General features: G+C 55.4%; 15 protein-coding genes. All 15 read right to left on the reverse strand.

Going from position 1 to position 13,597, the window contains the following annotated elements; translation table 11 throughout:
* Positions 1-110 precede the first annotated feature (110 nt).
* Positions 111-806, reverse strand: a complete 696-nt coding sequence (nucS, locus tag A9753_RS00670) for an endonuclease NucS (RefSeq protein ID WP_067778748.1) — start codon at positions 804-806, stop codon at positions 111-113.
* A 49-nt stretch (positions 807-855) separates the two neighbouring features.
* The gene (locus tag A9753_RS00675; RefSeq protein ID WP_176702697.1) at positions 856-2,067 is read right to left on the reverse strand and encodes a hypothetical protein; all 1,212 of its coding nucleotides are present in this window, start codon (positions 2,065-2,067) and stop codon (positions 856-858) included.
* Between the two features lie 162 nt (positions 2,068-2,229).
* A complete protein-coding gene (locus A9753_RS00680; RefSeq protein ID WP_067778754.1) occupies positions 2,230-2,637 on the reverse strand; it encodes a DUF2550 domain-containing protein in 408 nt (135 codons plus the stop codon).
* 51 nt (positions 2,638-2,688) lie between these two features.
* Complete coding sequence (locus tag A9753_RS00685; protein ID WP_067778757.1) at positions 2,689-2,988, reverse strand: F0F1 ATP synthase subunit epsilon; 300 nt, start codon at positions 2,986-2,988, stop codon at positions 2,689-2,691.
* 139 nt (positions 2,989-3,127) lie between these two features.
* On the reverse strand, positions 3,128-4,573 hold the full coding sequence (gene atpD / locus A9753_RS00690) for a F0F1 ATP synthase subunit beta (protein WP_067778761.1): 1,446 nt from the start codon (positions 4,571-4,573) through the stop codon (positions 3,128-3,130).
* 42 nt (positions 4,574-4,615) lie between these two features.
* Positions 4,616-5,560: a F0F1 ATP synthase subunit gamma gene (locus tag A9753_RS00695; protein WP_067778764.1), complete on the reverse strand. Its 945-nt coding sequence runs from the start codon at positions 5,558-5,560 to the stop codon at positions 4,616-4,618.
* A 2-nt stretch (positions 5,561-5,562) separates the two neighbouring features.
* Positions 5,563-7,194 (reverse strand): F0F1 ATP synthase subunit alpha, encoded by a 1,632-nt coding sequence (gene atpA / locus A9753_RS00700; protein ID WP_067778767.1) that lies wholly within the window; start codon positions 7,192-7,194, stop codon positions 5,563-5,565.
* Between the two features lie 137 nt (positions 7,195-7,331).
* Positions 7,332-8,150 (reverse strand): ATP synthase F1 subunit delta, encoded by an 819-nt coding sequence (atpH, locus tag A9753_RS00705; protein ID WP_067778770.1) that lies wholly within the window; start codon positions 8,148-8,150, stop codon positions 7,332-7,334.
* Positions 8,147-8,761 (reverse strand): F0F1 ATP synthase subunit B, encoded by a 615-nt coding sequence (locus A9753_RS00710; protein ID WP_083090241.1) that lies wholly within the window; start codon positions 8,759-8,761, stop codon positions 8,147-8,149. Before A9753_RS00710 ends, atpH begins: the two co-directional genes overlap by 4 nt.
* A 20-nt stretch (positions 8,762-8,781) precedes the next feature.
* On the reverse strand, positions 8,782-8,985 hold the full coding sequence (gene atpE / locus A9753_RS00715) for an ATP synthase F0 subunit C (protein WP_067778773.1): 204 nt from the start codon (positions 8,983-8,985) through the stop codon (positions 8,782-8,784).
* 139 nt (positions 8,986-9,124) lie between these two features.
* Positions 9,125-9,955 (reverse strand): F0F1 ATP synthase subunit A, encoded by an 831-nt coding sequence (atpB, locus tag A9753_RS00720; protein WP_425394235.1) that lies wholly within the window; start codon positions 9,953-9,955, stop codon positions 9,125-9,127.
* A gap of 60 nt (positions 9,956-10,015) precedes the next feature.
* Positions 10,016-10,444, reverse strand: coding sequence for a hypothetical protein (locus A9753_RS00725; protein WP_067778776.1), 429 nt, complete (start codon positions 10,442-10,444; stop codon positions 10,016-10,018).
* Entirely contained in the window at positions 10,444-11,880 is a 1,437-nt protein-coding gene (locus A9753_RS00730; RefSeq protein WP_083090162.1) for an MraY family glycosyltransferase, read from the reverse strand. The genes A9753_RS00725 and A9753_RS00730 overlap by 1 nt, the downstream gene beginning before the upstream one ends.
* Entirely contained in the window at positions 11,881-12,570 is a 690-nt protein-coding gene (locus A9753_RS00735; protein ID WP_245637323.1) for an L-threonylcarbamoyladenylate synthase, read from the reverse strand. It lies immediately after the preceding gene.
* Between the two features lie 353 nt (positions 12,571-12,923).
* On the reverse strand, positions 12,924-13,589 hold the full coding sequence (locus A9753_RS00740; RefSeq protein WP_067778780.1) for a response regulator: 666 nt from the start codon (positions 13,587-13,589) through the stop codon (positions 12,924-12,926).
* Between the last annotated feature and the right edge of the window lie 8 nt (positions 13,590-13,597).

Here is a 13,597-nt window from a genome sequence, read left to right on the forward strand (position 1 = left end):
TCGGACGCGGTCTACCATCACCCGACATTGACCTACAAGGAGCCTCTTCGCGAAAAGAACCTGACCGCTTTAGCAACCTCGCTGTGCAGGGAACCGGGTCGCGCAAGGAATCAGAACAAGCGAGAGTCTGAATCGTCCATGCCACGCATCGCGTCATAATCCAGCACCAGGCAGCGAATACCACGATCCTGAGCCAGCACACGGGCCTGAGGCTTAATCGTCTGTGCCGCGAAAACACCGGTCACAGGAGCAAGTAACGGGTCGCGGTTGAGCAACTCAAGATAACGGGTGAGCTGCTCCACGCCGTCGATGCCACCCACGCGCTTAATTTCGACTGCCACACTGGCGCCATCGGCATCGCGAGCCATGATGTCCACGGGACCAATCGCCGTCGGAAACTCCCTGCGGACCAGGCGGTAACCGGGGCCGAGGGTCTCAATCTGGTCGGCGAGCAATTCCTGAAGGTGAGCCTCCACGCCGTCTTTCGTCAGTCCCGGGTCAATGCCTAGGTCAACGTTGAGTTCATCAAAAACCTCAAACAGGCGGATTACGAGGCGGTCATCAGTCTTGGTGCTGTTGACTTCCCAGCGCTGCTCCACGCCTTCTTCTTCGTCCATCTCGTCAAGAGTTACCTCAGTGAGACGAGCCGGCGGACTCATCCAGTTCAGGGGCTTGTACGAGCCACCATCAGAGTGGATAAGGACGGAACCGTCAGCCTTCACCATGATGACGCGCTTAGCACGCGGCAGGTGGGCATCCAGACGCCCCGAATAATCAACTCGGCATTCAGCAATCACAACTCGCACGGGGCCACTCTACAGATACCTTGCCGCTAGAACAGCATCGACTCATGGCTTACCTGGAATAATTTTGCGACAGTTCCTGAGACCATGCATGAAACGATTGTAACCAGTGAAGTTCTTCCTCATGAACAGTAGGAAGAAAGAATTTCAAAACACAGCCGTCAAAGCGCCTCAGTAAGTCTTGCCGACCGATATAACAATAAGATGTCTTAGGAAAATGTAAAAAAACTTCTTCGAGACAATCGGCCAAATAAAATTCAAGATTATCTGCCGCCTGAAATGCTTGAAGAATTTCAATTCGAGACGGATAGTATCCCTCATGGACGACTTTATTTCGAATTTTCACTATTCGCTCATCCCACTGAGTCATTGCATTGGAATTATATGACCATTTAGTGGATAGATACCGACCATAAATTTTTTTAATCCGATCCTTCAACATCCCCTTCCAATATGAAGGAACTTCAGAAATATGAAGCCGCCCATCAGACGCCCCTTCCCACAGGATCATACGTCCAATTGCACTTAAGAGAACTTCTGAAGACATTGCAATCTGAATGATTGCCTGATCATAATACCCTCGTCTCTTAAATTCAAACAATGCATTTAGACGATATTCTCTTGACTGCAGAAATGGATCGTTATTCCTGAGCCTATCTGCAAGGTAGGACATTCCATAGAATTCTTCACGCGAGATAGAACGAGCATTTAAAGCTGGACCATAATTAAAATGATTTAATCGAATTAATAGTTCAGCACGATGTCGATTATCAACAAGATCTTCTCTAACTTGGACAACTATCGGATTTAACCGCTCATAAGTAAGCAAAGATACTGGACTCCACTTCTGAATTCTCAACACTTTATAAAAATCGATGAGCACCTCAATACAACGAGTCAGAGGATCAGGAACCACCGATCGTTGATCATCAGTGAGGAAACGAGTGTCATCAAAAGTGGAGGCTTCGATAACCGTCCAATCTCTTTTTTGTGAACCAGGTTCAAACTGCTTATTTAAAATATCGCCTGACGAAAGAATTTCCGATAAAACCGTGTCTACAGCAATTTGAGCTTGCACAAAATCCGAAGGATATTCTTTCTCCAATCGAACAGTTCGTGTCTTAAGAACAACGAAGTTCTTCCCCTCCGACTCTATGGGAAGCAAAGAACGAACATCAGTATTTTTTAAAATATCGACTTCGTAGTCGAGTTTCTTAACCCACAATAAGTCATCGGGAACTTCGATTGGGTCCTCAATAACCAATGCGTACTTTAGCAGACTTAGCCTATCCGCCATTTTGCAACTGTCCGTTCGCCTCAAATTGATAGAAGTAATCTCGAAGGATTACATACATTTAGAGGATAGCGGCGGGTACTGACAAGTAAACAAGCAGTTCCATATTGCTAGAACTACATCATCAAAATCTCAAAACAACCGGGGCTGGGTGGGGGCTGCTGATTCGGTCCAGCTGACCAAGGCCGAGTGGGAATCTTCCACCATACCGAGTTCGAATTCTTGGCCACGGTATTTGCATGTCACGTCCACCACGCGGCTGACACGCTCACGGGGGCGGGCCTCCCCCACTTCTAAATCATCGCGGTTCCACGAACGCACCGGGCGCCAGCTGAGAGACACCAGGCGGTACCAATCCAGCGTGGTATCCCCGAATACGGCAATACCGCTTGTCCAACGCCCCGGCACCACGACGCGCATCGCGCACTCGAATGCGCCCCAGCGCCCGGCCAGGCCACGCAGACGGAAAAAGAAAAGGAGCAGAACACACACGATCAAGGCCACGAGGGCGCCAATAATGGCCCACCACCCTGGATGCATGTTCTGCTCCTTTACGGGTCGATCCCTGGCATGCAGGGAATCGGTTACTGCTTAGTTGTCAGACGAATCCTGCTCATCACTGGCATGGCGTTCAATCTCATCACCAGCATAATCCGCAGCGATGGTCACCACGTCGTGATCGAGGGAGAAGAACCCATCCTGCACCTCAATCTCGCGGACCTCGCCGTTTTCCTCGGTGATGCGAACCTTGCCGCTGCCCAGGAGGGCGAGCACGGGAGCACGGCCGGGCAGGATACCCATGTTGCCGTCGATGAGCGGAACAGAGACCGCACTGGCGCTGCCCGACCACTGGGAACTGGTACGGGAGACCACCTCAACACTAAGTGCCATGACTCGTGTCCTTTCTCAAAATCGTCTATCCCGACGCCGAGTTCTCGCTTTCCCTTATTCTTCTCATCTTCGCGCGTGTGCTGGGAAATGAGGCAGGGAGGCAACTGAAGAACTCGGCGTCGGATGAGAAAACGGAGAATTACTCCGCCATCTCCTTAGCCTTACGCTCCAGATCGTCAATACCGCCGATGTTGAAGAAGGCCTGCTCGGGAACGTGGTCGTACACGCCGTCGCAGATGCGCTTGAAGGCTTCAACAGTCTCAGACAGGGGCACGGTGGAGCCCTCAACACCAGTGAACTTCTCAGCCATGTAGGTGTTCTGAGAGAGGAACTGCTGAATACGGCGAGCGCGGTTGACGGTCACCTTGTCTTCTTCACTGAGTTCGTCAACGCCGAGAATGGCGATGATGTCTTGCAGTTCCTTGTTCTTCTGGAGGATGGACTTCACGCGGGTAGCGGTCTCGTAGTGTTCCTGCCCCACGAAGCGCGGATCGAGAATACGAGAAGTCGATGCCAGCGGATCCACGGCGGGGTACAGACCGCGAGATGCAATTTCACGGCTGAGCTCGGTGGTGGCGTCCAGGTGAGCGAAGGTGGTGGCGGGGGCCGGGTCCGTGTAGTCGTCAGCGGGCACGTAAATGGCCTGCAGAGACGTAATGGAGTGGCCGCCAGCGGAGGTAATACGCTCCTGAAGCTGGCCCATCTCATCTGCCAGGTTGGGCTGGTAACCCACAGCGGAGGGCATGCGGCCCAGCAGTGTGGAGACCTCAGAGCCTGCCTGGGTAAAGCGGAAAATGTTGTCGATGAACAGCAGCACGTCCTGGTGCTGAACATCGCGGAAGTACTCAGCCATGGTCAGAGCAGTCAGTGCCACGCGAAGACGCGTGCCCGGGGGCTCGTCCATCTGGCCGAAGACCAGTGCGGTCTTGTCGAACACGCCTGCTTCGCCCATTTCAACGATGAGGTCGTTACCTTCACGGGTACGCTCGCCCACGCCAGCAAAGACGGACACACCACCGTGATCCTGAGCCACGCGCTGAATCATTTCCTGAATGAGGACGGTCTTGCCCACGCCTGCGCCGCCGAACAGACCGATCTTGCCGCCCTGCACGTAGGGGGTGAGTAGGTCGATCACCTTAATACCGGTTTCGAACATCTGAGTCTTGGACTCAAGTTCGTCGAATGCCGGGGGCTGGCGGTGGATGGGCCAGCGTTCCTGGATATCGAGTTTTTCACCGGGCTTGAGGTTGAGCACGTCACCGGTCACGTTGAACACGTGCCCCTTGGTTACGTCGCCCACGGGCACGGAAATCGGTGCGCCGGTGTCAAGGACAGTGGCTCCACGGACAAGACCATCTGTGGGCTTGAGGGCGATGGCTCGTACCACATTGTCACCCAGGTACTGGGCAACTTCGAGGGTCATGTTGATGATTTCGGACTCTTCATCCTTGCCACCGAGGTCAATGGTGGTGGTCAGAGCGTTGTACATCTCCGGAAGTGCGTCCGGCGGGAACTCGATATCAACCACAGGGCCGATAATTCGGGTAATACGCCCCGTAGCCCCGGTCTGCTGTTCGTTAGCCATTTTGGGTTCTCCGTGTGTTGAAAATTCGGTGGTCATTGGGGCCTAGCCGGCGCTAAGAGCATCCGCACCCGAGACGATCTCAGTGATCTCCTGGGTAATTTCACCCTGACGGGCGGCGTTGGCAAGACGTGTGTAGTTCGTGATGAGTTCTTCAGCGTTATCCGTTGCGGTGTGCATGGCGCTTTGGCGGCTAGCCAATTCAGATGCGGCCGATTGCAACAGGGCATTGCGGATACGTGAAGCCACGTAGCGCGGAAGGAGTGCGTCAAGCACTGCTGCCGGACTGGGTTCGAACTCGTACAGGGGCTGGGCGCCAGAGAGTTCCGGACGCTGGTATGCATGACCGGCAGCAATGTCTTCACGGTTGAGTTCACCGGGGCCGTCTACGTCCACCACAGTCAGGGGGAGCATACGACGCACTTCGGGGACTTGGCTGACCATAGTCTTGAAGCGGGTGAAGACGATGTGAACTTCTGCCACACCACCAGCGTCTGCAGGGGCTAAGAAGTATTCAAGGAGCACCTTAGATACTTCATTGATGGTGCGATCGGTGGGACGGTCAGATTCACCGGTCCAGGAAAACTCTACGTTCTGGTCGCGGAATGCGAAGTAGGAGTGCGCTCGGCGGCCGAATGTGAAGAGCACGGGCTCTTTACCTTCGTCCTTGAGGGACTCTAAGAGGCGTTCGCTTTCGCGAAGGATGGTTGCTGAATAGGCCCCGGCCATGCCGCGGTCTGAGGTCACTACGAGGACAGCCACACGATTGGTGTCTGTGCGTTCGCGGGTGATGGGGTGGTCAAGGTGGGAGTAGGTACCCACAGCGGCCACTGCCTGAGACAGCGCGGCATCATAGGGACCGGCTTCCTGAGCATTGACGCGTGCTTGGCCAATGCGGGAGGCGGCGATCAACTCCATTGCCCTGAAGACTTTCTTCAGGGTCATTGTGGCGCGGATCTTCTCCTTGTAGATGCGCTGCTTTCCGGACACAATCAGCCCCTCTTCAGGACGATCTGTTCGGAGGTACGTTCAGCAGCGATTTCCTCTTCATCGACGTTGACGCCCTTGCCGAGCACCTTGCCGCCGTTGAGGAAATTGTCGCGGAAGTCTTCCACGCCTTCACGGAGCTTGTCTTCGGTTTCCTTGGTGAGGTCACCGGTGGTGCGGATGATGTCAAGAACATCAGTGTTGCGGCGCAAGTGGTCAAGCATGGCTGATTCGAAGTTGCGCACTTCCTTGAGGTCCACATCATCAAGGTAGCCGTTAGTACCGGCCCAGACGCTGGCTACCTGTTCCTCAACAGGGTAGGGCGTGTACTGGGGTTGCTTGAGCAGTTCCATCAGGCGTGCGCCACGGGTGAGCTGAGCGCGGGTTGCTGCGTCCAGATCAGAGGCAAACATGGCGAATGCTTGCATGGAGCGGTACTGAGCCAGGGTGATCTTCAAGGTGCCGGAGACCTTCTTCATGGCCTTGACCTGGGCGGCGCCACCCACGCGGGAGACGGAGATACCCACGTCCACGGCGGGACGCTGGTCAGCGTTGAAGAGGTCCGACTGGAGGAAGATCTGACCATCAGTAATGGAAATGACGTTGGTGGGGATGTAAGCGGAGACGTCGTTTGCCTTGGTCTCGATGATAGGTAGGCCTGTCATGGAGCCGCCGCCGAGTTCATCGGAAAGCTTTGCGCAACGCTCGAGGAGGCGGGAGTGCAGGTAGAAGACGTCACCGGGGTAGGCTTCACGGCCCGGCGGGCGGCGCAGCAGCAGTGACACGGCGCGGTAGGCCTCAGCCTGCTTGCTCAGGTCATCGAACACGATGAGAACGTGCTTGCCGTTATACATCCAGTGCTGGCCGATGGCACTACCGGTGTAGGGGGCCAGGTATTTGAAGCCTGCGGGGTCAGATGCCGGGGAGGCAACGATGGTGGTGTATTCCAGGGCACCGGACTCTTCGAGCACACCACGCACAGAAGCGATGGTGGAGCCCTTCTGGCCGATTGCCACGTAGATGCAGCGGACCTGCTTCTCGGGGTCACCGGAGTCCCAGTTGGACTTCTGGTTGAGGATGGTGTCCAGGGCGATGGCGGTCTTACCGGTCTGGCGGTCACCAATGATGAGCTGGCGCTGACCGCGGCCGATCGGAATCATCGAGTCGATCGCTTTCAGACCGGTCTGGAGGGGCTCGTGGACGCTCTTACGGCTCATGACGCCGGGGGCCTGAAGTTCGAGGGCTCGGCGGCCTTCGCTCTTGATTTCGCCCAGGCCGTCAATGGGATTACCCAGAGGATCAACCACGCGTCCGAGGTAGCCGTCGCCAACGGGCACGGAGAGCACTTCTCCGGTGCGGCGTACAACCTGACCCTCTTCAATACCACCGAAGTCGCCCAGAACAACGACGCCGATCTGACGTTCGTCGAGGTTCATGGCCAAACCGTAGGTGCCATCTTCAAAGGTGAGAAGTTCGTTGGCCATGGTGCCGGGCAGGCCTTCCACGTGGGCGATGCCGTCAGCGGCAAATACCACGTGACCCACCTCATGGGAAGCCACAGCGGCTGGCTCATAGGACTGCACAAACTCGTTCAGGGCGGAGCGAATTTCCTCCGGCCTGATGGTCAGTTCTGCCATGTGCGTTTCCTTACCTTGTGTGTGTGAGCTCACCCCATGCGATGGGATGGCCTGCATATACGTCTCTATGTGCTGCGCGGTTCATTGCGCTGCTTATGTGCGGTACTCAGTGCTGCGAAGCATTGAGGACCAGGAAGTTATTTCGTGATGCTGCTCTTGGCCTGAGCCAATGCGGCACTAATGGTTCCGTCAATGACGGTGTTATTCACGGTGATGCGCATACCGCCAAGCACTTCGGGGTCCACATCAAGATGAAGTTCCACCTCAGAGCCAGTGCGCTGACGCAGAATGTTTTCCAGGCGCTCTTGCTGTGCGACGGTGAGGGGAATGGCACTGATGACGTCTGCGATGACGCGGTCCTGCATAGTTGCTGCCAGTTCATACACGCGGCGCAGATTGGTCAACACACCACCGTCTGCCTTGTGCCGCACGCACCAAACGAGAAGGCGCATAGCGATGGGGCTGATGACCTCACCAAAAACCCGCTGAGCAAGTTCCACGCGAGATTCGGTGGTAGTGCGCTTGGAACGGTCCAGCGCTACGCGCAGGTCATGGTGAGCAGCAATCGTGTCACGAACGTCGAACAGTTCATGTTCCACATCGTTGAGCGTGCCTTGGCTACGCGCTCCACATAAAACGGATTCAATACCTAGATCGTGGAGGGTAGAAACCAGGCTCATGGGCTTGGCCCAGCGAGCTCTGGTCAGCGCGCCAACGAGTTCCACAACTCGGCTATCAACATGCTCAGAGAACACGTTCGTTGCCAGTTGGCTCTTTGCCTCATCACTACGACCGGGATCAGTGAGTGCAGCCAAAAGGGGACGCGACTGAGCAATGACGTGTGCGACGTCAAAAATGCTCATGCCAAGATCTTGAGCCTCGGGTCCAGCAGCATGCAGCACACCTGCCCAAGCCTGGGCGGCCTGGGTGCGAGTGGATGCGAGCGGCTGGGTCATGACACGTGCCCCTCTGCACCAGCGCCTGCCACAGAAGCAGCCTTACCGTTGGTGTCATTTTCAAGAGCATCAAGGAAACGGTCAATGACGCGTTCACTCACTGCAGGGTCGCTGAGCTGTTCGCCCACGATCTTGCCAGCCAGTTCGGTGGCCAAGAGGCCAACGTCGGTACGCAAAGAGATCTGAGCGGCTTGTTTGTCAGCCTGCAACTGGCGCTGTGCAGCATCCATCGCCTTACCTGCTTCGAGGCTGGCATCATCGCGAGCTTTCGCAATGATGGCCTTAGCATCTGCACGAGCAGCGTCACGGATCTGTGCAGCCTCAACCTGAGCCTCTTCACGTTCACGCTGAAGACGTGCTTCGTGGTTGGCCTGTTCTTTCTTGGCCTTGGCGGTCAGTTCCAGACCCTCTTCGATGGTTCGAGTGCGCTCATCGAGAATCGCTGTAAATTTCGGCAGCACATACTTCATGAGCACGACGGCCACGATGATGAAGCAGACAGTGCCCCACACCAAGTCTGGTGTTTCGGGCAGCAGGATGGAATGCTCCTCCTTCACTAACTGCTCACCTGTGGCGCCGGAGTCGGCTGCCAAGAAAAGAAGGGTGTTCATGGTGGCAACCACCACGACAATCAGAAGACGAAGCCGGCTGCGAAACCGAGCAGACCCAGAGCCTCAATGAGAGCGGCACCAATGAACATGTTAGTACGCAGGGCGCCAGCAACCTCGGGCTGACGGGCGGTGCCCTCCTGAGTCTTGGCTACGAGCAAACCAATACCGATGCCGGGGCCAAGAGTTGCAAGGCCGTAGCCGACGGTAGCGATGCTTCCAACCATGAGTGTTCTCCTTGAAGTGGTGGCGGATAATCCGCCTGTCCGTGTGCCGGTTTCCCGGCGGGTCGTTAATGCCGGAGGACTCCGGCGGGTGAAGTGAGAAGTGTTCTAGTGCAACACTAGGCACCTTCTCCAAACTTGTTCAGTGTGAACTGATTGAGGAATCGATGTACACCGCGGTGAGCAGAGCAAAGATGTATGCCTGCAGCACTGCAACGAACATCTCGAAGAAAACGAATGCGATACCTACCCCCAGAGTGAGCACACCAAGGCCCTTAAGCCAACCACTGATTTCGAAGAAAAGGTAGTTCGTGGATACGAAGCACAAAACCAGCAAGAGGTGTCCGCTAATCATGTTGGCCAAAAGACGGATGGTCAGTGTAACCGGACGCATGATGAAGGTGGACAGGAACTCAATGGGTGCAATGAGGATGTAGAGGAAAGGAGGCACGCCCGCGGGCAGAAGTTGGCTCTTAAAGAAGCCTCCAGCACCGTGGTGTGCTTTTAGACCTGCTGCGAAGAACACGATGTAGGAGACCACGGCAAAAACAATGGGCATACCTACCAAGGATGTTCCGGCGATCTGAAGACCAGGGATCACGCCGGAGATATTCATAAAGAGCACTCCGAGGAAAATCACGGTCAAGATGGGGGTGTACGGCTTAGCGCGCTTTTCACCGATGATTTCTTCGGCGATATTGACTCGTACAAAGTCAAGAATCATTTCCAGTGCGCCTTGGAATCGCCCGGGAACCAGGCGTGCGCGAGACGCCCCTATCGAGAAGATCACGACCAATAAAAGGGTCATGATGACGCGCACCATCATGATGCGGTTCATCTCGAGAGGAGTGTTTAAAAAGGCAAGCGCTCCAGGGAAGAAGTCATCAATTGAGGGCTTGTGAAAACCTTCTGCCTCTGCGGAAGCTGCCAAGAGCATTCCAAGACGCGGGGCCAAAGCTGTTGCGGTGACCACCAAACCTCCTTGAAGACTTTTCTCTGTGCGCGTGTACTCACGCTCATACAAGTACCAACACTACCTCATATCGGGAGGTTGGGTTTCTACGACCATCGTCTTTGCTCTGGCCAATGTGACAATTTCTGCAGCATAGAGGGCGATTAATCCCGTGGCGAAAGTAAGGAAAAAGACGGGCGGGGAGATTTGATCCTTGATGGGGCCCATCAGCAAGATGCCTACCACCATCACCACAATTTTCGCACCAAAACTAAGAAGCACGCCTGATTGCGCCAGCAGGGGACGCTTAGACCAGTCAATCCAGAGCATCGCTGCACTGATAATCGCCATAATGACTACCAGCCCCCCAGCAGCCATGGCCCCAGTATGAACTGTGGAATCGTTAGTGGCAGCGAAGCAGCCCGCAGTAATGAGTACGGGAAGAATGAGGCCCACAGTGAGGGTACGTTTGGCAGCTCGGCGATAGACAGTAGTGAAGCGTTCAGACATTACTCTCCCCCTTCACTGCCAATGCGATGAACTTCGGCTTGTTCACTATCCATAACGTCAACATCGTGGCCGTCAACTTCTTCTCCGCCACCATCATCGATGCTGTACTGTCCAGGTCCTTCACCTTCATTGACATGAATGTGATGTTCTTCAGGCTCTTCACCTGGCGCAGGCAACGCATCAACCTGAGTCAATGCGGCCACCGATTCTTCGTGTTCCGTAGTGGGGTCAATGCTGGGGTGAAGCGATGAGGAGTTTGGCCGCGTGTTCGTCCTTTGCATTGTCGTGTCGCTGTAGCGCTTTTGGCCATTGACATGACGAGCACATACCTCCGTGCGAGCACCAACGTTTTCGCGCATACCTGGCATGAGATCCCAGGTAATAATAACGGCAATCACCACACCAACACAGGTCCCCGTTGCCACCTGGCCAGGAGTAAAGAAAGCCATTGCAGCTAAGGAGAACGAAGCCACAGCGGTCCAGGTGTACATCACCAGCACGGCCCGACGGTGAGAATGTCCTGCAGCCAAAAGTCGATGATGCAGATGCATACGGTCAGGATGGAAGGGCGACTTTCCAGCCTTGGTACGGCGAATAACAGCCATCGTCATATCGGTCAGCGGAAGTAACAAAATCGCCAATGGCAAGAGGACAGGAAGATAGGCGGGCAATGCACGAGAACCGTATAAGGCAGCGGGGTCAATCTGGCCGGTCACAATAATCGTAGCTGCGGCACTGACCAATCCCAGCAACATCGAACCGCAATCTCCCATAAAGATCGTGGCAGGGTTAAAGTTATGGGGAAGGAAACCCAAGCAAATACCGATCAGTGCAGCCACGATGGTGGCAGCTACTGAGGCGTAACTTTCAGGCGTGGTGGTACGGGTAAGCATGTAGGTATAGGCAAAGAATGCCACCGCACCGATGCCAATAATTCCTGCTGCCAAACCGTCTAGGCCATCGACGAAGTTCACAGCATTAATTGCCGCCACCACTACAAGTACCGTCGTGATCAGACTCAGGCGAGACGAACCAATGGTCAGGCCCCCTAAGGGGAAAGTGATCATTTGGATACCTTGCCAGGCCATAAAACCTGCGGCTAGGACTTGGCCGGCGAGTTTGGTCATCCAATCCAAATCCCACAAGTCATCAATTACACCCAGCGCACAGACCATACCTGCGCCCGCCACCACAGCCCAGGCCCCGCCGTCGGCTACCACAGCGCTGAGGTACGGAACCTGAGAGGCTACGGCAATCGCAGTGAGAAAACCAATAAACATGGCCACCCCACCCAAACGAGGAATAGGCATGGAGTGTACGTCGCGCTGACGCACGGGGGTCAGTGCGTTGGTCACAAGAGCAACGTGACGAACCACCGGCACACTAGCGTAAGTAACGGCGGCTGCAATAAGCAGGATGAGGAGATAAACCTTCACTTATGGCCGCTCCACCATGCATGCGGGAAAGGACTCAAGGTGGGCCAGCGCCTGATGCAACTCTGCTGGGGAGATGACGCCGTGACGCAGGATTGTCAGCGCGTTGCCAAGTCCGTGGTCACCAGAGAGATTGACAATTGTCGAGGGGACAGGCCCCGGGGTGGGTTCAGCTTCCATGACCATGATCTGATCGCGGTTCATGCCCACACGCTCGCCGAAGGCGTCACGGGCTTCCTGGCTTGAGGTAGCCGGGGGCTGGCCTGTGAGGTTGGCACTGGTCACAGCCATAGGGCCGGTTTCTTTGAGAATTTCCAGTGCCATAGGGTGATCAGGCATGCGTACTGCGATGGTGCCACCAGTCTCACCAAGATCCCAGGTGAGGGAAGGATGAGCATCAAGAATAATGGTGAGAGCTCCAGGCCAGAAGGCTTCCATGAGCGCTTGGGCCGCCGCCGGAACGGCGGCGGCGATTAAGTCCACATCGTCTGGGCGTGACACAAGTACCGGTGGCGGCATGTGCCGGCCGCGTCCTTTAGCTTCTAAGACACGAGCAACAGCCTCAGCATCACGGGCTGATGCGCCAATGCCGTAGACGGTATCCGTTGGCATCACCAAAAGTCCGCCGGCGCGCACGTGCTCAACGGCTTGAGCCACTGTGGGGGCGGATGGGGGAGGCAATGATTCACTCACGTCCTGAATCCTGCCATGTTCTGGCGATAAATCCATAGTGCCAGGCCCGTCACGCAATACTGTCAGCCCCTGTGAGTCATAGAAGAGATGTAAAGAGAGGGGACACACTCGTGTTTCATTTCCTCATCTCCCTTCCCCATCAGGACACTAAGTTCCTACCTACCATCACACGATCATGACTTGACTGCCCAAGATCACCTGATGAATCGGGTCAGTGCTCACAACGGATGCGAAACCATCATCTCCTTATTCTGGACCAATGCTCAATGCGTCGAGTTCATTGACGATGCTGCGCCTAACAGCCACCACAATTTCACACCCGATATGCGCTGCAGGAGTTATCAGACGAGTTGCTACACAATGCGGCGTGCTGCCGCCCAGTGGGTGAGTTCGTTGCGATTAGACAACTGAAGTTTGCGCAGCACTGAGGAGACGTGAGTTTCCACGGTTTTAATGGAAATAAACAGTTCGCTGGCGCACTCTTTATAGGTATAGCCGCGGGCGATCAGACGCATCACTTCGCGTTCACGGGAAGAAAGGCGGTCCAGTTCATCATCAGCCACGCTCACCTGCGTACCTGCGCCGAAAGCATCAAGGACGAATCCCGCCAGACGGGGAGAAAAGGCAGCGTCCCCTCCAGCAACACGGCGGACGGCGTCGGCAAGATCTTCGGGTGAAATAGCTTTAGTAACGTATCCGCGAGCACCAGCACGGATGACGCTGACCACATCTTCTGCGGCGTCAGAGATAGACAGAGCAAGGAAACGAGTTTCAGACACGTCCTGACAGGAACGCACTACTTCGGCTCCTCCCCCACCCATGCCACCAGGCAGGTGTACGTCGAGGAGTACCACGTCAGGCTTGAGGGAGTGGACGGCAGCGATAGCGCCCTCAACATCGCTTGCTTCGGCCACGATGTCACAGTCAGGGGCAGCTGCGGCTAGTTCACTTTTCACTCCGGATCGCACGAGTGCGTGGTCATCAACCACGATGATGCGCAGTGTGGGAGTATCGCTCATCGTTTCCC

It is taken from the genome of Actinomyces vulturis (assembly GCF_001687305.1).
Classification (GTDB): Bacteria; Actinomycetota; Actinomycetes; order Actinomycetales; family Actinomycetaceae; genus Actinomyces; species Actinomyces vulturis.

Coding starts and splice junctions, on each gene's coding strand:
- atpD (WP_067778761.1), bottom strand. CDS start 4,573: ATGGCTAACGAACAGCAGACCGGGGCTACGGGGCGTATTACCCGAATT.
- atpE (WP_067778773.1), bottom strand. CDS start 8,985: ATGGTTGGAAGCATCGCTACCGTCGGCTACGGCCTTGCAACTCTTGGC.
- A9753_RS00685 (WP_067778757.1), bottom strand. CDS start 2,988: ATGGCACTTAGTGTTGAGGTGGTCTCCCGTACCAGTTCCCAGTGGTCG.
- A9753_RS00710 (WP_083090241.1), bottom strand. CDS start 8,761: ATGAACACCCTTCTTTTCTTGGCAGCCGACTCCGGCGCCACAGGTGAG.
- atpA (WP_067778767.1), bottom strand. CDS start 7,194: ATGGCAGAACTGACCATCAGGCCGGAGGAAATTCGCTCCGCCCTGAAC.
- A9753_RS00725 (WP_067778776.1), bottom strand. CDS start 10,444: ATGTCTGAACGCTTCACTACTGTCTATCGCCGAGCTGCCAAACGTACC.
- A9753_RS00740 (WP_067778780.1), bottom strand. CDS start 13,589: ATGAGCGATACTCCCACACTGCGCATCATCGTGGTTGATGACCACGCA.
- A9753_RS00680 (WP_067778754.1), bottom strand. CDS start 2,637: ATGCATCCAGGGTGGTGGGCCATTATTGGCGCCCTCGTGGCCTTGATC.
- atpH (WP_067778770.1), bottom strand. CDS start 8,150: ATGACCCAGCCGCTCGCATCCACTCGCACCCAGGCCGCCCAGGCTTGG.